The sequence below is a fragment of the Arthrobacter sp. Y3221087 genome (assembly GCF_059089905.1).
Map to the genome: position 1 here is coordinate 220,839 of NZ_JBNHFE010000001.1, position 21,214 is coordinate 242,052.

The window sequence follows — 21,214 nt, forward strand, 5'->3', positions numbered from 1 at the left end:
ACTGCCCTCATCCGTTTTCCGCGGCCACATACCCGCGGAGCGGATGGTCTTAGCCCGCCTGCGGGCTCTGCTCGCGCCGGCGGGACAACTCCGCGTCGATGCGCCGGAGAAGGTCATGGGCCGGACCGGTTTCTGATGCACCGGTGCCCTTCTCCCCGCTGTCCAGCTGGCTGCTGTCCGGTTCGGCGCTGTCGAATGGGGGGCTGCCCAGTTCAAGCGCACGTTTCAAACGGAGGAGGTCCGGTGTCGGCACCAACTGCAGATGGTGGAAGGCATGGAAAATCCTGCCGGAAGGCGTGCTGCCCAGCTCGATGGCGGGCGGGAAGGTCCCGTTGGCTTTCATGGCGCGTGCTCCCAAGGGCTGCCGGTTGGCCCACTGCTTCAGCCACTATGTTTATACCCAATCTGGCCAGCTGGATCACGCAGACTTGGCAAAATTCTGTTTCAGGTTTAACCCTGTCCGGTCATACCCATGCTGCAGACTGGGCACCATGACCTTTGCGAATGTGGGAAGCCTCGGAACCAAGCCCGGCCAACGGGACGCCGTCGTGTCCATCCTTCTCAGGCCCATGCCGGGACTCAAGGAAGCCGGTTGCCTGCTGTACGAGGTAGGCGTGAACGACGACGCCCCTGACACGGTGTTTGTGAGCGAACTGTGGGAGTCGCCGGAGGCACACCGGACCTCACTGCAGCTGGACAGCGTGCGGGCCGCGATCGCCGAAGCAATGCCCCTGCTGTCCGGCGAGATGGGCGGCAGCCAGTTCACGGTGCTGGGGTCGCCGCTGCGGTAACCGGGTACCGGCGCCGGATGCGGCTGCTTCCTGCCTTCCCTTTCGTCCCTGCCCTCTTGTCTTGGCCCTGTTACCCGGGGCGGCCAGCCGCTAGGCTCTGGGCACCGACTGGATTCCAGGAAACAGGGTAAGGGAGACCCATGAAGCCGCTGCCTGTACTTGAGCTTGTCACCCGCCTCGAGGACGCCGAATGGCTTGACCCCGCGGCCAAGAGCGTCCGGAAAGTCGTCAGGAAGGTCCTCCGTCCACGATGGGCGAGGGACGTCCTCCACGGTGTTCCCATCGGTCATCCGGTACACCCACTTGCTGTCCAGGTCCCGATCGGGGCCTGGGTTTCCGCCGGGGTCCTGGACGCAATCCCCGGTACGGGGAAGGCTGCCGGGATTTTGGTGGGGGTTGGCACTGCAAGTGTGCTTCCGTCCGCGCTGGCCGGTTTCAATGACTGGCTGCAACTCCATCCGCAGCAGCAAAGGGTGGGCCTGGTGCATGCCGCCGCCAACGTGACGGCAACGGGCTTCTACATTGCGTCGCTGGTCCAGCGGGCAAGGGGCAGCCAGAACAGCGGAAAGGTGCTGGCCTACTTGGGACTTGCGACAGTAAGTGCCGGCGGCTTCCTGGGCGGCCACCTCACTTACCGCCAGGCAGCCGGGGTGAACCACAGCGAGGAGATACCGCACCGCTTCCCGTCGGGATGGCATTCCCTGGCACAGCTCTCGGACCTGCCTGAGGGAAAGCTGCTCAAGCACGAGGTTGCCGGACTGCCGCTGCTCGTCCACCGGGAGGGCGACAACGTCAACGTGCTGTCCGACGTCTGCAGCCACCTGTCCGGGCCGCTGCATGAAGGCAAACTCAAGGACGGAGATGCCAAGGGCGGCAGCGAACCCTGCGTCGTGTGTCCCTGGCACCGGAGCACCTTCTCCCTGCGCACTGGCGAGGTGCAGGCCGGCCCTGCCACCTCCCGTCAGCCACGCTTCGATACCCGTATCACTGCCGGCCTCGTGGAGGTATGCCTGCCCGGCGCTGACGGCTGAGGATGTAAAAGCGCAGTGTCCTGGATGAAAATGGAAGGGCAATGAAGCGCATCAGCCAAATCCGGGAAATTGCTCCTGGGGTTGTCCTCATAACCTCGGGTACGGGAGCACTCGCGTCCAACCTCTACTTTGTCCGGTCCGGATCGGCCCGGGTGCTGGTCGATACCGGCTGGGCCGCCAGCGCGGAGCACGTACACAAGGCTGTCCAGCGAATGCTCGGGCCCGGGGAAAACCCTCGTGCAATCCTGCTGACGCACCTCCATCCCGACCACTCCGGTGCCGCCGGCACGTTGGCCCGGCTATGGCAAGTGCCCGTGTACGTCCATCCGGCCGAGCTGCCCATGGCCCAGGGAAAGTACCGGGCCGACTTTTCAATGCCGTTGGACCGGTGGGTGGTTATGCCCATCATGCGCTCGCTGCCTGCCCGGGTACGCCGGCGGATCGAGGCCAGCGGCGACATTTCCGACGTCGTCCAACCGCTGGCGCCCGGCAGGGAAGTGCCCGAGCTGCCGGGCTGGAACGCCGTGCCGACGCCGGGACATACGCCCGGGCACGTAGCGTTTTGGCGTCCCAGCGACAGGGTTCTGCTATCGGGTGATGCGGTGGTGACGGTAAACCTGAACTCGCTTCCGGGCATCCTCCTGGCCAGGCCTGACCTTGCAGGTCCGCCTTGGTACACCACCTGGGACTGGAAGGAAGCCATGGAATCGGTGGACCGCCTTGCCAACTTGGGACCCCGGTTGCTGGCGCCTGGACATGGGCGTCCGCTGGCTCTGGACGTTGTGTCCCGGCTGCATGCATTGGCCGGGCAGGAGGCCAAACATCGGACCCGGCCCAGCCAGGTCCGGGGAGGACTCAGGGCCACGTAGCGGACGTACCGGATTAGCACTGCGGTGGGAACACGCCGCAGGCACGCTATGTCCTGGTCTTGCGCAGGTACCCCAGGAGGCACTCTTCCGCCGGGGATAATGCCGGACGAAAGTCCACACTGATGACGCCGGCAGGAGACGCGAACGGAGTCCCGGACGGCAAAAGCGGGGCCGGCCACATCCGGGGAAGGCATTCCCGCCGGCAGACGCGGTGGTTGCCAGTCGGGTTGTTCGCTGGGGTAGTGGCGGCCGGTGGGTGATTTCCAGCCGGGTGGTTCAGTTTCTGTTGCTTGGGTGGGTCTCCAGCCGCTGTTGTGTTTGAGCCGGTGGTGTTTTGGGCAGAGTTGTGCCAGGTTGCTGATGCCGGTTGTTCCGCCGTGTTGCCAGGCGGTGAGGTGGTCGGCTTCGTTGTCCAGGGAGTTGTTGTTGCAGCCGGGGAAGGTGCACTTGCCGTCCCTGAGCCGGAGTGCGTGTTTCATGGCCTTGGTGAGCCGGTAGCTGGTGCGGCCGATTTCCAGGGGTGCGCCGTCGCGAGGGTCGACGAGGACGCGGGTGAAGGAATCCGCTCCGTCGGCAAGGAGCCTGCGGGCCGTCGACCCGGGAATGGGGCCATAGCCGTCGAGGATGGCAGGTTCGTCCGTTTGGCCGAGCAGGGCGAGCACGGGGACGGTGACGATGACGTCGGCGCGGGGTGTGGGACTTTTCCGGCCTCCAGGCTGGTTGCGCCAAGGAACGCGGTGTTGGTGCTGTTTCCGGCTTGGCCGGTGCTGTTGTCCTGGGGGCAAGGGTTATTGGTTGCGTCGATGTGACCGTTGGTCCCGAAGTGAGTGCTGTCGGGGATGCCGAGGTCCCCTGCTGGTTCGTCGGACCCGACAAGCGTGGCAAGCCCGAGGAATTCATCGGGGAACTGATCCCCGATGACAGCTTGTTGTCCGCTCTCGGTACTGGGTTCGCCGCTGTTCGTGGGTCCCTCGGTACCTGCCGTGTCCCCGCTGCCTGCGAGGGTGCTGCCGTCGGCTGTGCTGCCGGCGGAAGGGCTGGTGGTGTGGGCGAGGAGGCGCCAGACAACCTCGTCGGCTGTGATCTGGGTTGAATGTCCGGGTTTCGTTGGGTCCTTGAAGGCCGCGGGCGATAGCTCTGGTCTTGTTCCAGGCCGCCATCGCCGAGTGGGCCGGGAGGTAGACCGAGAACCAGGCCATGCCATCCCGGTCACGGGCGAACTCGACCCGGCGGTCGGCGACGGACTTGGCGTTACGCTTCTCGATCGATTCGGGGTGGTGGCGTTCGCGCCAGGCGCGGACTTTGGCCCGGAACCGTGAGGGGACGAGGTTACCGGCGGGGCAGCCGCGGGCCGGGTTGGGCGCGTCCGGGTCCAGGAAATGATCCGCCAGCGCCGTCGCGGTGGCGTGGTCCAGGTTGTCCGTTTCGTCGGCGATGATCCGGGCGTGCTGCCAGGACAAGGATCCGGTGGACAGCGCGTTGTAGGCGGCGGGCAGCGAGCACACCTGCCGGGACTGGGCCAGGAACGCGGCGGCCGCCCCGGAGCTGATGGTCAGGATCCCGGCAATTTCTTCCACAGCTGATATTTCCGCGTAGGTGCGCTCGTGGGCGGAGGCATCGGGCGGGGCCATGGCCAGCTGCAGGTCGAGGGACTGGGCAGCGTCCCTAGCCTTGAGTGCGGCGACCTGAGCCCTCAAGCCGCTTTTCCAGGCCCACCCGCTCCAACCGGAACCGGTAGAGCCGTCCAAAAGATCAACACCATTGCCGCCGTCAGCCTCCAGCGAAGCAGCCGCAAGGGCTTCCTCCTCAAGGAACAGCGCGTTGATGGCAGCCGTGGTGGCAGTAACACCCTCCATCGGTGCTGCTATGACTGCGCCGTTTCCCATACCCACATCATCGTGGCAGGGTACGACATTCCCGCCCCTGCCCCCGCCCCTGCCCCTGTCCCGCACCAGGCCCCCGCCAGGCCCCGGGATCGGGCGTCGGGGCTGCCGCCGCCCCTACAGTGTGGGTGCGAGGGCAGCCACCCATTCGCCCCGGCGCAGGACCCCCGCCAGTTTGAGGTCAGGGTCGGTAACGACGACGTCGGCGGACAGGCCAGCACGGAGGTCGCCTGCCTGCGAGGACAGCCCGAGGACCGCGGCCGGAACGCCTGTTGCCGACAGTACGGCGTCCTGCAGGGGGACACCCGCGGCGATGGTGGTGCGCACAATGTCCAGCAAGGTGGCAGTTCCGCCGGCAATGGCCCCGGTGCTGTCCACGCGCGCTACGCTATGGTCCACGGTGACGGCCAGCGAACCGAGCTGGTAGGCCCCGTCCTGCAGGCCCGTGGCCGCCATCGAGTCGGTAACCAGGGCGATGTTTTCCGCGCCCACCAGGTCGAACACGAGCTTGACCGTTTCCGGCGCCAGGTGCACGCCGTCTGCGATGAGTTCCACCACCGCATTGCCCGCACGGGCAGCACTGAGGCTGGCCGATACCGGGCCGGGGGAGCGGTGGTGCAGGCTTGGCATCGCATTGAACAGGTGCGTGACGGTAGGCCTGAACCGCCCGGTTGGATTGGACGGAGCAGATAACCCGGCAGCAGCGTGCTCCAGGAACCCTGCAGCGGCCGCCGGGTCCGCGGCGGTATGCCCCAGGGACGGGATGATGCCGTGTGATGCGAGCAGATCCACCAGGCCGGACGCCCCGGGAAGCTCGGCCGCCAGCGTGATGGACGCCAGGGATGGTCCGGCGGCTTTAAGCATCTCGGTCATCAGGGCCGGGTCCGGTTCGAGGAGCAGCGAGGGATCGTGGGCGCCGCACTGCCCTGCCGCCAGGAACGGGCCTTCGAGGTGGGATCCCGCAATCAGTCCTTCCTCTGCCAAAGTCCGCAGGACAGAGAGGTTGCGCACCAGGTTCCCCGGTGACCCCGTCACCAGGCTGGCCAGCAGCGTTGTGGTACCCCGGCTGTGCAGGTAGCGGGCCGCCGACCGGGCGGCGTCGAGGGAGCCCTGGGAGAAGTCGGAGCCGTTGGCGCCGTGGCAGTGCAGGTCCACCAGGCCTGGCAGCAGGATGTTTTCGGTCGCAGGCCCAGCCTTCCCGCGGTATCCGGATGTAGGCCCCGCATAGGTGACGCGGCCGGCGTCGACCGCTATGACGCCGTCCGCAATGTCCATGCTTCCGCTAACCATCCGGCCGCGCAGGACCATTTCGTTGCTCATACTTCCGACCCTTCCGCAGCGGGTGTCCTTAGGGGTCCCCCTGCCACTGCCGCGGCCATCGCCGCAGCCAAACCAGGGTCGGCGGCGGCCGCCCGCTCTCCTCCGGAGAGCCCGTGGCGTGCCCGGGCGGAAGTGTGGACTGCCTGGACGCCGCTTTCGAGCAGCCGCGGTACCAGTTCCAGCGTCACTCCGCCGCCGGCCATGACCTGGACCGACGGCGCGTGGGTCCGGCCCAGCTCCACCAGCCGGACGAGCATGCCAAGGCCCAGGGTGCAGTCCGGGCTGCCGCCGCTGGTCAGGACACGGTCCACCCCTGCCTGCTCCAATCGGGCCAGGGCTTCCGCCGGGTCGAAGCCGGCTGCCAAAGCGGCGTCGAAGGCCCTGTGGAACGTCACCTCGGCGGCCGGCTTGCAGCGCCGTGCCACCTGGGCAAAGCGCCCGACGGCGGAGGCGTCCGGTCCGCCGTCGGCCGCCAGGACCCCGACCACCACACCGGCGGCACCTGCATCCATTGCCGCCGCCACGTCGCGCTCGATTACTGCAAGCTCTCCGGGAGAGTAGATGAAGTTGCCGGGCCGGGGCCGCACCAGGACGTGGACGGGCAGGCCCACGGTGCAGGCCTGCTCCACGGAGGCAATACTCGGCGTGATGCCGTCCGTCCCGGCCAGGGCGGCGCAGAGTTCCACCCGGGCGGCGCCCGCGGCGGCAGCCAACCGGACGCCGTCGGCATCCTCCACGGCAAGCTCCAGGACGGGGCCGGCAGCAATCCCTGCAACGGGCCGAGCTGCGCCGGCGGGATCAGCGGCCGACCCCGTGCTTACAGCCCCTGCCATGCCGGCTTCCGACCGAAGGCGTCCGTGTAGTACTCCCGGTGCGCCAGCCGGGAGGCCGCAGCCTCATCCACCAGGACGGACACGTGCGGGTGCAACTGCAACGCCGACGCCGGACAGACTGCCGCGACCGGACCTTCGACGGCGGCCGCGATGGCTTGCGCCTTCGCCTCGCCCATGGCGAGCAGCAGCAGATGCCGGGCCTCGCGGATGGTGCCCAGGCCCTGGGTCAGGACGTGGTCCGGGACGTCGTCCGCCGAGTCGAAGAAGCGGGCGTTGTCCTGCCTGGTCTGCCGGGTCAGGGTCTTGATCCGGGTCCGGGAGCCCAGCGAGGACATGGGCTCGTTGAACCCCACATGACCGTCAGTTCCGATGCCCAGGATCTGGATATCCACCCCGCCCGCCGCTGCCATCAGGCCCTCGTACCGGGAAGCCTCGGCCTCGGGATCCTCTGCCATCCCGTCCAGTCCGTGCACCGCGTCCGGGGCAAAGTCCACGCTGGCGGTGAACTCGTCCCGGATCACCGAGTGGTAGGACTGCGGGTGTACGGCGGGCAGCCCCACGTACTCGTCGAGGAGGAACGCCTGCGCCTGGGCGAAGGTCAGGCCGCCGGTGCGGTGCCGGCGGATGAGCTCCTGGTAGGTGCCCAGCGGCGTGGAGCCGGTGGCCAGCCCCAGGACGGACGGTCCGCGGCGAACCTGTTCCTCGATGGCGTCGGCAGCCGTGCGGGCAACATCGGCGGCAGTGGGAAGGATGATGATTTCCATGCGGGAGTGCTTTCGGGTTGTTGAACGGAGCGGGGGACTTACTTGGCGGCGTCGGTGTCCACCGCGACTTCGTCGTCCTCACGGCCGGGGGTGCGCAGGTTCCAGCGCTTGATGACGAAGGAGAACAGGAAGTAGTAGATCACCGCGTAACCCAACCCGATGGGGATGAGCATCCAGCCGTTCTGCGACTTCCCGAAGTTGAGGACGAAGTCGATCAACCCCGCCGAGAAGGTGAAGCCATGGTGGATGTCCAGGGCGTTGACCAGGGCCATTGACGTGCCGGTCAGCACAGCGTGGACGATGTAGAGGGGGAAGGCGACGAACATGAACGCGTACTCGAGCGGTTCGGTGATGCCTGTGAAGAATGCGGTGAGCGCGGTGGAGAGCATGATGCCGCCCACGATCTTTTTCTGGGAGGGCTTGGCGTGGCGCCACATGGCAAGGGCAGCCGCCGGCAGGCCGAACATCATGATGGGGAAGAAACCGGTCATGAAGACGCCTGCCGCGGGGTCGCCGGCGAAGAAGCGGTTGAGGTCGCCGCGGACGAGCTGGCCGGAAGCGTCCGTGTAGTCACCGATCAGGAACCACAGGCCGGAGTTGAGGATGTGGTGCAGTCCTGCCGGGAGGAGCATGCGGTTGGCGAAGCCGTAGATGCCGCCGCCAAGTTCCGGGTTTCCGGCCACGGCCTGGCCCGCTGCGGAGAGGCCGGCGTTGAAGAGCGGGTAGAAGAGGGCAAGCACGACGCCGACAACCAGGCTGGTGATGGACGTCAGGATGGGCACCAGGCGGCGGCCGCTGAAGAAGCCCAGGAAGTCGGGCAGCTTGGTGCGGTAGAACCGTTGCCACAGGCCGGCGGAGAGCAGGCCCACCACGATGCCGGCCAGGACACCGTAGTTGATCAGGGCCTGCTTGCCGGCGGGATCTACCTGCCCTGCCAGGACCAGCGGTGACATGGCCTTGAAGACGCCGTCGATCACCATGTAACCCACCACGGCGGCCAGTGCGGTGGAGCCGTCCGACTTCTTGGCCCAGCCGATGGCGATGCCGACGGCGAAGATCAGCGGCAGCCAGGTGAACACCGCGTTGCCGGCGGCCGAGATGACGGCGGCGCCGCCTTCGAATCCGGGAATGGCGCCGAGCAGGTCCGGCTGCCCGATGCGCAGCAGCAGGCCCGCCGCGGGCAGGACGGCTATGGGAAGCATCAGGCAGCGGCCCAGCCGCTGGAGGGTGGCGAAGGCGCGGTTTGGCTTCTTCTCCGGAGCCAAGGCCGTGGTCTCGGATGTTGACATGGGTACACCTCTGCGGGGTTGGGGATCGGGGCTTGTGAAGTGAAGGTTACAGCCGGTACTGTCTGGTTATGACCAGTTCAGTGTGATTGATCCCACGACCGGCTGTCAAGATCGGCGGAGAACACCGCCAGGGCTGTTGGTTCGATGGGGAGGAAGCCAGAATAGGTCCCACCGGGCCGCCGGTCCGGTGCTGAAGAAGTGCTCCACGCGGGCACCGTCAGAAAGGGCAGCAATGTCCAAAGCAGAAAAGATCATTGAAGGCCTGGGCGGCGCCGGCAACATCCTTGAGGTGGAAGCCTGCATCACCCGCCTCCGGACCGAGGTAAAGGATGGCTCACTGGTGAACGAAGCCTCCTTGAAAGCCGCCGGAGCCCACGGCGTGCTCACCGCCGGCACCGCAGTCCAGGTGATCGTTGGTCCTGAAGCCGACTCCCTGGCCGAAGACATCGAGGACCTCCTCTAGTGGCGGAGTCGATGCTGGTCCTTGCCCCAATCAGCGGGGCAGTGGTGCAGCTGTCAGACGTTCCCGATCCCGTGTTCGCGGGGCAGATGGTGGGTTCCGGCGCGGCCGTTGAACCGCCGGCCGGTGAGGCGTTCGCCGTCGTGTCCCCCCTGGCGGGAAAGGTGGTCAAGCTCCTGCCGCACGCCTTTGTTGTGGTGGGCGAGTCGGGCCGCGGCGTGCTGACGCACGTGGGCATCGACACCGTGAAGCTCAAGGGCGACGGCTTCAAGCTACTGGTCGCCCAGGGCGACACCGTCGCGGCCGGCGAACCCATCATGCATGTGGACCCGGCCCCCGCATTGGCGGCCGGTTATTCGATGGTGAGTCCCGTCGTCGTACTCGACACGAAGCCGGACACAGCAACGCTGCTGGCTGATGGTTCCGTGGCGGCGGGCGCCAGCCTGTTTTCGCTGGACTGAAGGACGTCCGGCCTAGAGCCGGACTTCCATATTGAGTGAGTAGCGGTCGGAGCGGTACCAGGAGCGCGAGTGCTCAATCGCCAGGGCGCCGGAATAGGAAATCCGGTCGAAGGCCAGGACCGGCGCACCCGTTCCGGTGCCGAGAAGCGCCCCCACATCCGCGGGGGCGCCCTCGGACCGGACGCTTTGGCGTGCCCGGTCGATCTGGTGGCCGAACTGGGCGGCCAGGGCCTTGTAGACCGAGCCGGTCAGGTCGATGTCCAGGAGTCCGGCGGCGTGCTCCGGGTTGTACCACGCGTCGTCGACGCTTACCGGGCGGCCGTCGGCCAGGCGGAGCCGGCGCAGGTGGATGGCTTCGGACCCCCGCGGGAGGCTGAGCGCCTCAGCTGTGTCGTCGGGAGCGGCGGCTGACTCCGCCACCAGCACCACGGTGCTGGGGACGTGGCCCATGGCCTCCATTTCCTGCGTGAAGGACGCCAGGTGCAGCGTGGACTGGACGGGGGAGTCCGCCACGAACGTTCCCTTGGCCGCAACCCGGACCAGGTGCCCCTCGTTGACCAGGCGGCCGATCGCCGCGCGTACGGTGATGCGGCTGACGCCGTAGGAGTCCATGAGGGTCCGCTCGCTGGGAAGTCGGGCGCCGGGCCCCAACTGCTCCTTGGCCAGCCGCAGGATGATCAGCCGGAGCTGCTCATGCTTGGGGACCTGGGAGTTGTTGATGGCCGCCCTCGCCGCCTCGGTGCCGGTAGTTGTGGCGGACACTGTGTCCCCTCTGGTCTGTGGAGCGGTCCGGTGCGGACCACTACCTCGGATTATTCCACACTGCCAAAGTTATCCGCCCGTTATTTCCCTCTGCACGCAGGACCGTCTATGGTGGAAAACACTAAGCATGCTTTCTATTTCGAAGGGGATGTACACATGCGTAAAGTTCCGGCGCTTGGATTGATGACTGCGGCAATGCTGGCCCTGGCCGGCTGCACGGGCGGAGGAGGCGGCGCGGCCAGCCCCACTGCGACCACGACGGCGTCACCCTCCCCTACCGAGGAAGAGAAGGTCTACACGGAAGACGAGCTGCGCGACCTCATCTCCGGCAAGACAGACGCCGACGGCAATGAGCTGAAGCTCTACTCGAAGGAGCAGGTGGACCAGGGCGGGAACATCGCCAACCTGCTGCTGAGCACCGCAACGGTGGACCCTGAAGACTGCAAGGACATTGCCACCGCCGGCCTGCTGGACACCGTGGAGAACGGTGAGGTGGCCGTCGCGATCTCCGAAGGCAACCAGCCCCGCACCCTGTCCGCGCAGTCCAGCGGTGAAGGGGAGGACGCCGAGCAGGTCCTCACGGACATCAAGGGCAAGATGGACCAGTGCGCCACCTTCAAGGTTGAGGCCCTGGGCCAGAGCTACGAGGTCTCCAGCGAGGAGCTGCAGGCCGAGACGGATGCCCAGGAAACCTTTGCCACCCTCAGCAGCCGCAGCGGCGAGAACCAGCAGAAGCTGATGCAGGTCTCTGCTGCGGAGGGGCGGCTGCTGGTGGTCGCCACCAAGAGCGGCGCCGAGCTGGGCGACACGGACCAGAAGGAGCTTGAGGACCTCATTAACGAAGTGCTTGAGCAGGCCGACGGCGGCGGTGCCACCTCCAGCCCGACGTCCACCGCCACGTCCACTTCGACTGCTACGTCCACGGCCTCGCCGGAGGACACAGCCTCCCCGATGGCCACGGAGACCGAAGACACCGAGTCCACGGCCTCGCCGACAGCGTCACGCTGATCCGGTAGTCGCCGATTCAACAGCAAGGGCGGGCAGGACCAGTTGGTCCTGCCCGCCCTTCGCTGTTCTAGCGGATCCAGGATCTAGGCGCCGACCGGCGGAGCGGGCAGATGCTGCCCTCTCATAATGAGCTGCTCCAGTTGCCGGGCCAGTTCCGCAGGCGGCACGGAAGCGTCAACCTTCACGAAGTCCTTGTATTCCGGCAGCGCAGCGTAGGCGTCCCGGAATGCGATGAGGTCCTCCAGCGTCTCGTCATCCGTCCCGCGGGCAACAATGCGCCGGCGCGCCTCACCGGGGTCAATATCAAAATGGACGACGGCGTCAGGCGCCGGAAGTGCCTTCAGCAGCCAGGGCAGGAAGCGGCCGCGTGGCAGGCCCTTGGTGGTCCGAAGTGCCAGCTGGCAGTACAGGTGGCGGTCCATGACCACCAGTCCCTCAAAGCGGCTTGCCCTCAGGTGGGAAACCAGCACGTTCCACACCCGGAAGGTGGTTTCCAGGGCCTCGGCCAGGCGCTTGGGCAGGCGGATCCCCGTCCTGGCGGACAGGACGGACATGGTGCGCCGTCCGGCATGGTTGTTCAGCAGGACCGCTTTGCCGCCGTGTGCTTCGACGTACGACACCAGGGCGGCGGCAGCCGTGGACTTGCCGGAACCGTCGATTCCGGTAAGAACAATGATCACGTGGCCTCCTTCTGCCATGGGTTAAACGCCCCCGGTTCCCGGGAAGTCCCGCTTGAGGTGGGATTCCCAGCTAAGGGGCCCTTTTTCACAGGTTTGCCGGCCAAACCCCAGGATCCACACTTCCATGCGATCAGGCCCCTGAAAACGTAGGCTGGAAAGCGGCCGGGCCAGTACGGCCGGAAGCAGCGACTTTCCCACGGTGAAAGGCAGGACCATGACCACATCCAATAACGAGCCCCTGAACGACGCAGACCTTCGCGGCCCCGGTGACCCTGACGAAGCCAAGACCGGCCCTGGACAGGGGAAGGAAGCTCCGCAAAGCGGCCAGCACCCCGAACTGCCCGGCGCATCCAACATCCGTGAAGAGCAGCAGGCCCATCCCGGCGGTACCGTCCCGGCGTCGTACGTCGGCAGCGGCGATCCCGGGCAGGAACACAAGCCCGAGGAAGCCCTGGAGGAGTCCGGAACCTGGGACGACGAAGTCTGACGTGATCACCCGTGCCCACGTTGACCGGGCTGCGGACCGGACCGCCGGCCTCACCCGCCTGACGCCCGTTATGGCGGCCGACCGGGGCGCGTTCCCCGGACAGGCCTGGTTCAAATGCGAGTTCATGCAGCACACCGGGACCTTCAAGGCCCGGGGTGCGCTGAACCGGATCCTGGCCAGCAAGGAACGCGGTGAACTCCGGCCCGATGTGGGCGTGGTGGTGGCCTCCGGCGGAAACGCGGGCCTCGCCAACGCCTACGCGGCAGCCCAGCTCGGCGTCCCCGCCTCGGTGTTCGTTCCCTCCGCAGCGCCGGAAGTCAAAGTCCAAAAGCTCAAGGCCATCGGCGCCACCGTGGTCCAGGGCGGTGCGGAATATGCCGAGGCCTACCAGGCGGCGGTGGCATACGCCCGGGAAACCGGCGCCGTATACTGCCACGCCTACGACCAGCCCGAAATCGCAGCGGGCGCCGGAACCGTTGGCGCCGAACTGCTGGAACAGGTGCCCGGCGTCGAAACCGTCCTGGTGGCTGTCGGCGGCGGGGGACTGATGGCAGGCGTTGCGGCCGCCGTGGAAGGCCGCGCAAAAGTCGTGGCCGTGGAACCGCACAGTGCGCCCACTCTGCACAACGCCCTTGCCGCGGGAGGGCCGGTGGACGTGGCGGTGTCCGGCGTCGCGGCGGACTCGCTGGGAGCCCGCCGCATCGGTGACATCGGCTTCTCCGTGGCGGTCCGCACCGGCGTCGAAAGCGTCCTGGTGTCCGATGACCACATTGTTGCAGCCCGGACTCAGCTCTGGAGCACCTACCGGATAGTGGTGGAGCACGGTGCCGCGGCTGCCTATGCAGCCCTCACCAGTGGCGCCTACGTGCCCCGCCGGGACGAGCGCGTGGCAGTGATCCTCTGCGGCGCCAATACGGACCCGGCCAGTCTGTAGCCGGGCGGCCGGGCCCGGTTCGCGGAGGGTATTTAGCTGCAGAACTGGCTGTAGGTGCTGCCGGCTTCCTCGTAATCGGCCTGGAGCTCGGCGAGCTTGGCCTCGTCCGGCGTTTCCTTCGCCTGCTCGTCCGTGTACTCGATGATCGAGGCGAGGGCCGGCTTCAGGTCGTCGGAAGCGACGGCGTGGATGGGGCGGATCTGGTTTGCCAGCCGGTTCATTCCCGTCTTGCCGGCGCTGTTGGCGGGGTTCGACACAACGGACTGGATCCGCTCGCAGGTTTCTGCGGTGGACAGTTGGTGTGAGGCGGAGCAGGCTGTAGCCGAAGCAACCAGGCCGGCGGCGAACAGGACTGTGGCGAATTTCTTCATGGATCCCTCAGTAGTCAATAGAGGTTTCGATTGTAAGCAGAATGGGGGCTCCGATGCCTTGGCGGGCCCAACTGCCGTACTTAAACTGGCTACACCATCGTGTGGAGCTGCCGCAGAGGGCCCCGCGCAAAATCCAGATCAGGAATCATTATGCGCCGAACAGTACAACGCCGTGCAGTCATCGGGTTCATCGCTCTAATGGCCCTCGTCCTCCCCACCGCCGTTCCCGCCTCCGCCGGTGACTCCCCTGGAGACAATGTCATCGTGCTCGACGGCGCCACCTCCGCCGAGGGCATCGCAGCGGGACGGGGGACCACTTTCTATGCAGGGGAGCTGGAAACCGGGGACATCTTCAAGGGGGACATCCGGGAGCCTAAGGCCACCCGATTCATCGATGCGCCAGCCGACCGGCAGGCGGTGGGCATGAAGTTCGATGTCCGCACCGACCTGCTCTTCGTGGCGGGCGGCAGCACCGGCAAGGCCTTCGTCTACAACACGAAGACCAAGGAGGCCGTGGGGGAATTCGCCCTGGCGCCGGGCTTCATCAATGACGTCACCCTCACCAGGGACGGGGCCTGGTTCACCAACTCCGCACGTGGAGAGCTTTACCGGCTGCAGGTGAACCGGGAGGGAGACCTGCAGGATCTTGACACGGTGCCGCTGCTCGGCCCGGCCGCCGAGTTGCCCGGGGCGTTCAACCTGAACGGCATCACGTCGGTCAAGGGCGGCCGGGTGCTGATCGTGGCCCATTCCGCCAAGCAGGCCCTTTTCACGGTCGATCCCGGGACCGGGCAGAGCGCGATGATTGACACCGGAGCACTTCCCAACGTGGACGGCATCATCGCCCGCGGCAAGACCGTGTGGGTGGTGCAGAATTTCCTCAACCAGGTCAGCCGGGTCAAGCTCAACCACGACCTGTCCTCGGGCGAGGTCCGGGACGTCATCACGAGCGACAGCTTCCAGATTCCCACGACGGCGGCACTGTTTGGCAACACCCTTGCAGTGGTAAACGCCAAGTTCGACGAGCCGGCAGCGGATCTACACGAAGTGGTCCTGGTCCCTGCACGGCAGCACGGCCAGGATGACCGGTACGAGTCAGGCCCCTAACCAGCAGCCCTCCCGGCGTCTACTTTCCGAGGTAGCGTCCGGGGCGGTGGTTCAGGGCGAGGATAAGGTTCAGCAGCGTGGCGCCGACGGCGGACAGCAGCACCATCAACGGTGGCACCAGTACCAGCGCCGCCAGCACGATGGCCACGTCCAGCACCATCTGCACATATCCGGCCCGCCACTTCAGCTTCTCCTGCAGCAGCAGCGCCAGGATGCTGAAGCCGCCCAGGCTGGACTTATGCCGGAACAGGATGAGCAGCCCGACGCCGGCCAGCAGGTTTCCGCCCAGCACCCCATAGACGGGGCCGATCACCAGCGGCCCCAGGGCCCAGGGGTGCAGGCTGGCCATGGCCGAGACCAGGGCGATCGCCGCGCCGGTGCGCAGCGCGAAGTTCCAGCCCTTCTTCCATACCGCCAGCCCAAAGAACGGCAGGTTCACCCCGAAAAAGATCACGCCGAACGGCAGCGGCAGGCTGTAGCTCAGCAGCAGGGCCAGGCCGGCCGTGCCGCCGGTGACGGCCTCGCTGGACTTGAGCAGGTACAGGCCAAGTGAAGCGGCGAAGGTTCCGGTGAGGAAGCCCAGGACATCCTCGAGCAGGGAATGGCGGACGGCCGACGGCGGCATGGCGGGTGCCGCCGTCGTGGTTCCTTCCACTGCGGCGGGCTCGGCGTCGCGAACGTTTGTGGGGGAGGGCATGGTGGCGGTACTCACTGGGTGGCAAACCGTCCGCGGTCTGCCAGGACAGCGAGGACGCGGTCGTTGGTTTCTTTGTCCGCCAGGGTGACGCGGACGCCGTCGCCCGCGTAGCCGCGCGCGAGGATATCCGCGTCGGCAAAGGCAGCCAGCAGCTCTTCCCGGAGCTCGTGTGAGGCGCGGAGCCAGTAGAAGTTGGCCTGGCTGTCCCGGACATCCCAGCCAGCGCCGCGAAGGGCGGCGATGACCCGGGTGCGTTCCTGTGCCACGGCGTCGGTCCGTGCACGAAGTTCATCGACTGCGGCCAGCGATGCGACGGCCGCGGCCTGGGCCATCCGGTTGACGCCGAAGGGAATGGCGGTCCGGCGCAGTCCTTCAGCCACGGACGGGCGGGCGATGGCATAGCCGATCCGCAGGCCGGCGAGGCCGTAGGCCTTGGAAAAGGTGCGCAGGATGCACAGGTTGGGGTAGCGCCGGTAGAACTCCAGCGAGTCCAGGCCCGGGCCGCGCTGGTATTCGATGTAGGCCTCGTCCAGCACCACCAGGACCGTGGACGGCACGGATTTCAGGAAGTCCTCCAGTGCGCCGGCGTCAATGGAGACGCCCGTCGGGTTGTTGGGGGAGCAGAGCATCACCAGGCGGGTGCGGTCAGTGATGGCGGCGGCCATGGCCGCGAGATCGTGCTGTTCGTTGTCCAGCAGCGGGACCGGGACAGGTGCAGCGCCGGCGACGGTGACCAGGATGGGGTAGGCCTCGAAGGACCGCCACGCGAACACTACTTCGTCCCCGGCATCGCAGACCGCGGTGATGATCTGCTGCAGGACGCCTGAGCTGCCGGGGCCGGCGGCGATTTCCTCCGGGGACACTCCGTGGTGCCGCGCAATGGCTTCCCGGGCGTCCACCGCGCCCATGTTGGGGTACCGGTTAATCCGGGCGGCTTCGGCAGTAACAACCTCGACGACGGACGGCAGCGGAGCAAAGTGGCTTTCGTTCGAGGCCAGGGCGGCAGTCAGTTCAGACTCTGCGCTTTTACCGGCCACGTACGCGGGGAGGTTTGCGACGGCGGCGCGCAGCCCGGGAGCGGCAGTGTCGGGAAGGGTGCTGGTCATGCAAAGCATCGTGGGGCAGCGGCGTGCGTATGCGCAACACAGCTGCTTGCTGCAGGACAGATCCTGCCTTGCCAGCAGGATGGAGTGGCAAAATGCTCAGTATGCACCTTCTTGATGCTCTTGACGCCGAGATTCTCCTCACACTCGACGACGACCCGCAGGCGACGGTCCTCTCGCTCTCCCGGACGCTGGGGGTCGCCCGGAACACGGTCCATGCCCGGCTGCGCCGCCTGGTTAATGACGGAAGCCTGGCGCCTTTCAGCCAGCGGGTCAGGACGGAGGCGCTGGGGATGCCGCTGACCGCCTTCATCTCGATCTCCATCAGCCAATCCTCAAGCGATGAAGCAACTGCCGCACTGCGGACCATCCCGGAAATCATCGAAATGCATGCCACCACGGGAGATGCCGACCTGCTGGCCAAAGTGGCGGCGAAGGACCCGGCCGACCTCCACCGGGTGACCAATGCGATGCTGGCCATTGCCGGCGTCGTCCGGACGAGCACGGCTATGTCTCTGGTGGAGGTCATGCCGCCGAGGACCGTGCCATTGCTGCAGTCGGTGGCGGGCTACAAGGTCGGCGAAGACTAGAACGAGGAGATAAAAGAACAATTTCTCCCACAAAGTATCGGAATGGCTCTTGACCGCCCTGTGAAGCCACTGATAAACATGAAGGGCAGAAAGCGCTTTCCCCGCCCTCGAATCCCCTCCATGAATTTGGGGAAGAGGAGTTTTCGGGGCATATGAAACGTTCCAAACTGTCGCGCGGCATACTCAGCTGCCGCCGCATCAAAGGAGATGTTCTTTGGCTTTTTCCTCGAAATGTTCCCATCTATCCCGCGCTGGACTTGCCTGGAAGGCCGCCCCTGCCGCTGCACTGACGGCGGCGGCGCTCGCCTTTACCGGTGTACCGCTTGCCCAGGCGGAGCCCGGCCAGCCGACCCCCGGCCAGGCAAATACCGCTTCAACAGGACTCAAGCGCCAGGTGGAGAATCTGGACCGCGCACCCGTGGCGGTGTTGACGGGACAGGGCGTCACCCTGGGCTGGCGGATGCTCGGCCTTGACCAGGACAGCATCGGCTTCCATGTGATCCGCGACGGCGTCCAGATCACGGAAGAACCCATCCGCAACACCACCACCTACGTTGACCCGGCTGGAACGGCGGACTCCACGTACGCCATCAAGACCGTGGGCAACGGCAATGGACAGGACAAGCTCAGTGCCGAATTCACGCCGCTGAAGCAGGACTACCTGGCCATCAAGCTGGACAAGCCGGCCGACGACGTCGCCAAAGACGGCAAGCCCTACACCTACACGGCCAATGACGCGACCGTCGCGGACCTGGACGGCGACGGCAGCTACGAGATCATCCAGCTCTGGAACCCCTCCAATGCGCAGGACAACTCAAGATCCGGCTACACGGGCAATGTGTACGTGGATGCCTACAAGATGGACGGCACCAAGCTGTGGCGCATTGACCTCGGCCACAACATCCGCGCCGGCGCCCACTACACCCAACTGCTTGCATACGACTTTGACGGGGACGGCAAGGCCGAGGTTTCCTTCAAGACCGCTGACGGCACCAGGGACGCCGCAGGCACGGTCATCGGTGACCCTGCAGCCGACCACCGCAACAGCGGCGGTTACATCCTGTCCGGCCCGGAATTCCTCACTGTGTTCAACGGCGCCACCGGTACCATCATGGACACCGTCCACTACGACCCGCCCCGCGGCAATGTCTCCGCGTGGGGCGACGGCTACGGCAACCGCGTGGACCGCTTCCTGGCCGGCGTAGCCTACCTTGACGGGGAGAAGCCGTCCCTGATGTTCAGCCGCGGTTACTACACCCGGACCGTCCTGGTCACCTATGACCTGGTGGACGGCAAGCTGGTGAAGCGATGGACGTTTGATTCGGACACTGCGGGCGCGGAGTACAGGGGCCAGGGCAACCACAACCTCTCCCTTGCGGACGTGGACCAGGACGGCAAGGACGAGTTCGTCTTCGGCTCCATGACCATCGACGATGACGGCAAACCGCTGTACAACACCAAGCTGGGCCACGGCGACGCCATCCACACGGGCAACCTCGATCCGTCCCGTCCGGGCCTTGAGACCTTCGCCGTCCACGAGAGCATGAGCCAGAGCGGCAACCGCGGAGCCACTTTCCGTGACGCCGCCACCGGTGAAATCCTCTGGAGCATCCCCGCCACGCGGGATACCGGCCGCGGCGCGACCGGAGATATCGATCCCCGCTTCCCGGGCTCCGAGAGCTGGGCTGTAGGCGGCGACGGCGCCTGGAACTCGCCGGTTGGCCAGCTGCGCTCCGCCAAGGGCGAGCTGATCGCGAACAAGATCCCTGCCGCCAACTTTATGGCCTGGTGGGACGGCGACCTGCTTCGCGAGATCGTGGACCACGACTTCGACGCCGTTGCCGGCGTAGGCGTGCCCACCGTCTCCAAATGGAACTGGGAAACTGAGTCCAGCGACAGGCTGCTGACCGCCACCGGCGCCCGGACGAACAACCACACCAAGGGCAACCCGTCGCTCCAGGCGGATCTCCTGGGTGACTGGCGTGAGGAACTTGTGTTCCCGTCGTCGGACAGCACGGAACTGCGGATCTACACCAGCACCGCACCCACCGAGGTGCGGCTCCGCACCCTAATGCACGACCCCATGTACCGGACCGGCGTGGCTAACCAGAACGTGTCCTACAACCAGCCGCCGCACCCCAGCTTCTTCATCGGTGTAGGCATGGAGACCCCTGAAGTGCCGTCCGTCACCTACGCAGGCACTCAGAAGTAACCAGCGCAAGGCCGCACAAGAACGGCAAAGCGCCGCCCGCCTCGGGGAGAGGCGGGCGGCGCTTGGTTAGGAGATGTGCGACGGCGGGCCGTCCTCGCGGTCAGTGCTGGCCGAGGTTGCCGCCAATAGGCGGCAGGCCGCCGTCGGGACGCCGGTCGTCATCACGCCGCTCGCCCGCGCTTAGGTTTTCGCCCTCGATGGTCTCGTCGGACTCGCCGGTAGTGTCCACCAGGCCGTTCGTCTGGTCGAAGGGGTGACCGATCCGGTCATCACCACCAAGGTCGGCGACTGAACCGGTGGAGCCGGCGGCCGCCGTCGTACCCGTTGTTGCCGTATCCGTGCCCGTAGTGGTGGTATCCGTCGTCAGGGGCGTGACGGTGGCCGACTCCCCGGTAGTGGCTGGAGTTACCGTTTCGTCCGCAGCTGCAGTCTCGCCCTTGTTGCCCCCGGCAGCCATGGCGGCAGCGGCACCTGCTGCTGCCGCAACGCCCAGTCCGGCGGCCACCTTGCCCGAAACACCGGCCTTGCCGGAATCGCCCCGGGATGCTGCTGCGTCTTCCACGCCGGGCGTTCCCACCGAGGCGCCGGGGTTGACCGTGCCGCGCCAGGCGCCGCTCGCGTAGCCTTCGTCCTCGATGAATTCCTTGAAGCGCTGCAGGTCGGCCTCGGCCTGGCGGTCAACGACGTTGAGCTTGTCGCCCACCTTCTCGATCAGTCCCTCGGGCTCGTAATCAATCGTCAGCCGCACCGACGTCTGCCCGCCGCCTACGTCCTCGAACTCCACCACGCCTGCGTTCGTGGCGCCTTCGGTAGCAGCCCAGGCCACCTTGCGGTCCGGGACCTGCTCCAGGATCTTCGCTTCCCACTGCCGGCGGACGCCACCGATTTCGGCCACCCATTCCAGCCGGTCATCGGCCAGCTGCGTGACGCTCTTGACGCCGCCCATGAAGTGCGGGAACTCCTCGAACTGGGTCCACTGGTTGTAAGCCGTGCTCACCGGTACGTTCACCAGAATGCGTTTTTCCACCTTCGTGCTCATAACGTCTCCTTCGCTTTGTCACCGGAACTGATGACTCGGAAAAATCATCAGCATGCTTACCAACATACCTTTTGGGCTCGTCCATATCCAGAGCACGGAAATCGGAACGGACGACGGCGGCCCCTGGCCGGGTGCCGCCGTCGGGCGTGCCAAAGCCCGGCCGCGGGAAGGTGGCCGGGACGGGCCGCCGCCTACTTGGACGCCGGCGGGGCGGGCTCGTCGGCCCCTTCTGCCGGATCCTGGGAATGTACGCGGATCTCCGTGACGTCCGCGTCCGGATCGCCCTCGGCGGGTGCTTCGGTGTGGACTCGCTCGTCCAGTGGATAGTCCGTCATGGCTGGTGTGCTCCTTGGAAGGCGAACGGGGAAGGCGACGGGACGCCACGAAAACCGGGGTTGCGCTACAGATCATTCAGCGCTCCCGGCCGCGGCCTGTCAAGGACATCGCCGGTAAGCCAGGGGCTCTGGCCGGGACGGTCCATCTGTGCTGGACTGTTGGGTGCAGTGGCACCAACCAGCGCCGC

General features: G+C 66.5%; 24 protein-coding genes and 1 pseudogene. 11 read left to right on the forward strand and 14 right to left on the reverse strand.

What is annotated here, in order from left to right:
* Positions 1 to 49: 49 nt before the first annotated feature.
* The gene (locus tag AC5RUO_RS00975) at positions 50 to 343 is read right to left on the reverse strand and encodes a hypothetical protein (RefSeq protein ID WP_494102533.1); all 294 of its coding nucleotides are present in this window, start codon (positions 341 to 343) and stop codon (positions 50 to 52) included.
* A 148-nt stretch (positions 344 to 491) separates the two neighbouring features.
* Here AC5RUO_RS00975 and AC5RUO_RS00980 point away from each other — a divergent pair, with 148 nt between their 5' ends.
* The 3 genes from AC5RUO_RS00980 to AC5RUO_RS00990 all read left to right on the forward strand — a co-directional run bounded on the left by AC5RUO_RS00980 (position 492) and on the right by AC5RUO_RS00990 (position 2,691).
* The gene (locus tag AC5RUO_RS00980) at positions 492 to 791 is read left to right on the forward strand and encodes a putative quinol monooxygenase (protein ID WP_494102534.1); all 300 of its coding nucleotides are present in this window, start codon (positions 492 to 494) and stop codon (positions 789 to 791) included.
* 140 nt (positions 792 to 931) lie between these two features.
* Positions 932 to 1,822, forward strand: a complete 891-nt coding sequence (locus tag AC5RUO_RS00985; RefSeq protein ID WP_494102535.1) for a Rieske (2Fe-2S) protein — start codon at positions 932 to 934, stop codon at positions 1,820 to 1,822.
* A gap of 41 nt (positions 1,823 to 1,863) precedes the next feature.
* Positions 1,864 to 2,691, forward strand: a complete 828-nt coding sequence (locus AC5RUO_RS00990; protein ID WP_494102536.1) for an MBL fold metallo-hydrolase — start codon at positions 1,864 to 1,866, stop codon at positions 2,689 to 2,691.
* Between the two features lie 191 nt (positions 2,692 to 2,882).
* Here the strand turns inward: AC5RUO_RS00990 and AC5RUO_RS00995 are convergent.
* The 6 genes and pseudogenes from AC5RUO_RS00995 to AC5RUO_RS01020 form a co-directional block, all read right to left on the reverse strand.
* Positions 2,883 to 3,392: pseudogene (locus tag AC5RUO_RS00995) on the reverse strand (HNH endonuclease signature motif containing protein); the annotation flags it as partial.
* 195 nt (positions 3,393 to 3,587) lie between these two features.
* The gene (locus AC5RUO_RS01000) at positions 3,588 to 4,577 is read right to left on the reverse strand and encodes a DUF222 domain-containing protein (protein ID WP_494102537.1); all 990 of its coding nucleotides are present in this window, start codon (positions 4,575 to 4,577) and stop codon (positions 3,588 to 3,590) included.
* A gap of 114 nt (positions 4,578 to 4,691) precedes the next feature.
* Positions 4,692 to 5,894, reverse strand: a complete 1,203-nt coding sequence (locus tag AC5RUO_RS01005) for an N-acetylglucosamine-6-phosphate deacetylase (RefSeq protein WP_494102538.1) — start codon at positions 5,892 to 5,894, stop codon at positions 4,692 to 4,694.
* Positions 5,891 to 6,727: a copper homeostasis protein CutC gene (locus AC5RUO_RS01010; protein ID WP_494102539.1), complete on the reverse strand. Its 837-nt coding sequence runs from the start codon at positions 6,725 to 6,727 to the stop codon at positions 5,891 to 5,893. The genes AC5RUO_RS01005 and AC5RUO_RS01010 overlap by 4 nt, the downstream gene beginning before the upstream one ends.
* A complete protein-coding gene (gene nagB / locus AC5RUO_RS01015) occupies positions 6,712 to 7,491 on the reverse strand; it encodes a glucosamine-6-phosphate deaminase (RefSeq protein ID WP_494102540.1) in 780 nt (259 codons plus the stop codon). The genes AC5RUO_RS01010 and nagB overlap by 16 nt, the downstream gene beginning before the upstream one ends.
* Before the next feature lie 38 nt (positions 7,492 to 7,529).
* A complete protein-coding gene (locus AC5RUO_RS01020) occupies positions 7,530 to 8,780 on the reverse strand; it encodes a PTS transporter subunit EIIC (protein WP_494009642.1) in 1,251 nt (416 codons plus the stop codon).
* 232 nt (positions 8,781 to 9,012) lie between these two features.
* Between AC5RUO_RS01020 and AC5RUO_RS01025 the strand changes: the two genes are divergently transcribed.
* Positions 9,013 to 9,243, forward strand: coding sequence for a PTS sugar transporter subunit IIB (locus AC5RUO_RS01025; RefSeq protein WP_494009641.1), 231 nt, complete (start codon positions 9,013 to 9,015; stop codon positions 9,241 to 9,243).
* Complete coding sequence (locus AC5RUO_RS01030) at positions 9,243 to 9,701, forward strand: PTS sugar transporter subunit IIA (RefSeq protein ID WP_494009640.1); 459 nt, start codon at positions 9,243 to 9,245, stop codon at positions 9,699 to 9,701. Before AC5RUO_RS01025 ends, AC5RUO_RS01030 begins: the two co-directional genes overlap by 1 nt.
* Positions 9,702 to 9,713: 12 nt before the next feature.
* Here the strand turns inward: AC5RUO_RS01030 and AC5RUO_RS01035 are convergent, their stop codons facing one another.
* Positions 9,714 to 10,463 carry a GntR family transcriptional regulator gene (locus tag AC5RUO_RS01035; RefSeq protein ID WP_494102541.1) on the reverse strand — a complete coding sequence of 250 codons (750 nt, stop codon included), beginning with the start codon at positions 10,461 to 10,463 and terminating at the stop codon, positions 9,714 to 9,716.
* Between the two features lie 183 nt (positions 10,464 to 10,646).
* On the opposite strand from AC5RUO_RS01035, the gene AC5RUO_RS01040 reads away from it, so the two are divergent.
* The gene (locus AC5RUO_RS01040; protein WP_494102542.1) at positions 10,647 to 11,471 is read left to right on the forward strand and encodes a hypothetical protein; all 825 of its coding nucleotides are present in this window, start codon (positions 10,647 to 10,649) and stop codon (positions 11,469 to 11,471) included.
* 83 nt (positions 11,472 to 11,554) lie between these two features.
* On the opposite strand, the gene AC5RUO_RS01045 is transcribed toward AC5RUO_RS01040, so the two are convergent.
* The gene (locus AC5RUO_RS01045) at positions 11,555 to 12,151 is read right to left on the reverse strand and encodes a dTMP kinase (protein ID WP_494102543.1); all 597 of its coding nucleotides are present in this window, start codon (positions 12,149 to 12,151) and stop codon (positions 11,555 to 11,557) included.
* 214 nt (positions 12,152 to 12,365) lie between these two features.
* Between AC5RUO_RS01045 and AC5RUO_RS01050 the strand changes: the two genes are divergently transcribed.
* Positions 12,366 to 12,638 (forward strand): hypothetical protein, encoded by a 273-nt coding sequence (locus tag AC5RUO_RS01050; RefSeq protein WP_494102544.1) that lies wholly within the window; start codon positions 12,366 to 12,368, stop codon positions 12,636 to 12,638.
* A gap of 1 nt (position 12,639) precedes the next feature.
* Positions 12,640 to 13,572 carry a threonine/serine dehydratase gene (locus tag AC5RUO_RS01055; protein WP_494102545.1) on the forward strand — a complete coding sequence of 311 codons (933 nt, stop codon included), beginning with the start codon at positions 12,640 to 12,642 and terminating at the stop codon, positions 13,570 to 13,572.
* A 32-nt stretch (positions 13,573 to 13,604) separates the two neighbouring features.
* Here AC5RUO_RS01055 and AC5RUO_RS01060 read toward each other — a convergent pair whose 3' ends face one another.
* Positions 13,605 to 13,943, reverse strand: coding sequence for a hypothetical protein (locus AC5RUO_RS01060; RefSeq protein WP_494053264.1), 339 nt, complete (start codon positions 13,941 to 13,943; stop codon positions 13,605 to 13,607).
* A 150-nt stretch (positions 13,944 to 14,093) separates the two neighbouring features.
* On the opposite strand from AC5RUO_RS01060, the gene AC5RUO_RS01065 reads away from it, so the two are divergent.
* Positions 14,094 to 15,050 (forward strand): hypothetical protein, encoded by a 957-nt coding sequence (locus AC5RUO_RS01065; protein WP_494102546.1) that lies wholly within the window; start codon positions 14,094 to 14,096, stop codon positions 15,048 to 15,050.
* Positions 15,051 to 15,069: 19 nt separating this feature from the next.
* On the opposite strand, the gene AC5RUO_RS01070 is transcribed toward AC5RUO_RS01065, so the two are convergent.
* Positions 15,070 to 15,747, reverse strand: coding sequence for a YitT family protein (locus AC5RUO_RS01070; RefSeq protein ID WP_494102547.1), 678 nt, complete (start codon positions 15,745 to 15,747; stop codon positions 15,070 to 15,072).
* Positions 15,748 to 15,758: 11 nt separating this feature from the next.
* Entirely contained in the window at positions 15,759 to 16,853 is a 1,095-nt protein-coding gene (gene hisC, locus AC5RUO_RS01075; RefSeq protein WP_494009630.1) for a histidinol-phosphate transaminase, read from the reverse strand.
* Between the two features lie 92 nt (positions 16,854 to 16,945).
* On the opposite strand from hisC, the gene AC5RUO_RS01080 reads away from it, so the two are divergent.
* Both AC5RUO_RS01080 and AC5RUO_RS01085 read left to right on the forward strand, forming a co-directional pair.
* The gene (locus tag AC5RUO_RS01080; protein ID WP_494102548.1) at positions 16,946 to 17,440 is read left to right on the forward strand and encodes an Lrp/AsnC family transcriptional regulator; all 495 of its coding nucleotides are present in this window, start codon (positions 16,946 to 16,948) and stop codon (positions 17,438 to 17,440) included.
* 214 nt (positions 17,441 to 17,654) lie between these two features.
* Positions 17,655 to 19,652, forward strand: a complete 1,998-nt coding sequence (locus tag AC5RUO_RS01085) for a rhamnogalacturonan lyase (protein WP_494102549.1) — start codon at positions 17,655 to 17,657, stop codon at positions 19,650 to 19,652.
* A 100-nt stretch (positions 19,653 to 19,752) separates the two neighbouring features.
* On the opposite strand, the gene AC5RUO_RS01090 is transcribed toward AC5RUO_RS01085, so the two are convergent.
* Together AC5RUO_RS01090 and AC5RUO_RS01095 are read right to left on the reverse strand one after the other, a co-directional pair.
* A complete protein-coding gene (locus tag AC5RUO_RS01090; protein ID WP_494102550.1) occupies positions 19,753 to 20,691 on the reverse strand; it encodes an SRPBCC family protein in 939 nt (312 codons plus the stop codon).
* 191 nt (positions 20,692 to 20,882) lie between these two features.
* On the reverse strand, positions 20,883 to 21,026 hold the full coding sequence (locus AC5RUO_RS01095; RefSeq protein WP_494053271.1) for a hypothetical protein: 144 nt from the start codon (positions 21,024 to 21,026) through the stop codon (positions 20,883 to 20,885).
* Positions 21,027 to 21,214 lie beyond the last annotated feature (188 nt).

Excerpts from the sequence above, each read along its gene's own strand:
- AC5RUO_RS00975 (WP_494102533.1), bottom strand. The coding sequence starts at position 343 with ATGAAAGCCAACGGGACCTTCCCGCCCGCCATCGAGCTGGGCAGCACG.
- AC5RUO_RS00980 (WP_494102534.1), top strand. The coding sequence starts at position 492 with ATGACCTTTGCGAATGTGGGAAGCCTCGGAACCAAGCCCGGCCAACGG.
- AC5RUO_RS00985 (WP_494102535.1), top strand. The coding sequence starts at position 932 with ATGAAGCCGCTGCCTGTACTTGAGCTTGTCACCCGCCTCGAGGACGCC.
- AC5RUO_RS00990 (WP_494102536.1), top strand. The coding sequence starts at position 1,864 with ATGAAGCGCATCAGCCAAATCCGGGAAATTGCTCCTGGGGTTGTCCTC.
- AC5RUO_RS01000 (WP_494102537.1), bottom strand. The coding sequence starts at position 4,577 with ATGGGAAACGGCGCAGTCATAGCAGCACCGATGGAGGGTGTTACTGCC.
- AC5RUO_RS01005 (WP_494102538.1), bottom strand. The coding sequence starts at position 5,894 with ATGAGCAACGAAATGGTCCTGCGCGGCCGGATGGTTAGCGGAAGCATG.
- AC5RUO_RS01010 (WP_494102539.1), bottom strand. The coding sequence starts at position 6,727 with ATGGCAGGGGCTGTAAGCACGGGGTCGGCCGCTGATCCCGCCGGCGCA.
- nagB (WP_494102540.1), bottom strand. The coding sequence starts at position 7,491 with ATGGAAATCATCATCCTTCCCACTGCCGCCGATGTTGCCCGCACGGCT.
- AC5RUO_RS01020 (WP_494009642.1), bottom strand. The coding sequence starts at position 8,780 with ATGTCAACATCCGAGACCACGGCCTTGGCTCCGGAGAAGAAGCCAAAC.
- AC5RUO_RS01025 (WP_494009641.1), top strand. The coding sequence starts at position 9,013 with ATGTCCAAAGCAGAAAAGATCATTGAAGGCCTGGGCGGCGCCGGCAAC.
- AC5RUO_RS01040 (WP_494102542.1), top strand. The coding sequence starts at position 10,647 with ATGACTGCGGCAATGCTGGCCCTGGCCGGCTGCACGGGCGGAGGAGGC.
- AC5RUO_RS01050 (WP_494102544.1), top strand. The coding sequence starts at position 12,366 with ATGACCACATCCAATAACGAGCCCCTGAACGACGCAGACCTTCGCGGC.
- AC5RUO_RS01060 (WP_494053264.1), bottom strand. The coding sequence starts at position 13,943 with ATGAAGAAATTCGCCACAGTCCTGTTCGCCGCCGGCCTGGTTGCTTCG.
- AC5RUO_RS01065 (WP_494102546.1), top strand. The coding sequence starts at position 14,094 with ATGCGCCGAACAGTACAACGCCGTGCAGTCATCGGGTTCATCGCTCTA.
- AC5RUO_RS01070 (WP_494102547.1), bottom strand. The coding sequence starts at position 15,747 with ATGCCCTCCCCCACAAACGTTCGCGACGCCGAGCCCGCCGCAGTGGAA.
- hisC (WP_494009630.1), bottom strand. The coding sequence starts at position 16,853 with ATGACCAGCACCCTTCCCGACACTGCCGCTCCCGGGCTGCGCGCCGCC.
- AC5RUO_RS01080 (WP_494102548.1), top strand. The coding sequence starts at position 16,946 with ATGCTCAGTATGCACCTTCTTGATGCTCTTGACGCCGAGATTCTCCTC.
- AC5RUO_RS01090 (WP_494102550.1), bottom strand. The coding sequence starts at position 20,691 with ATGAGCACGAAGGTGGAAAAACGCATTCTGGTGAACGTACCGGTGAGC.
- AC5RUO_RS01095 (WP_494053271.1), bottom strand. The coding sequence starts at position 21,026 with ATGACGGACTATCCACTGGACGAGCGAGTCCACACCGAAGCACCCGCC.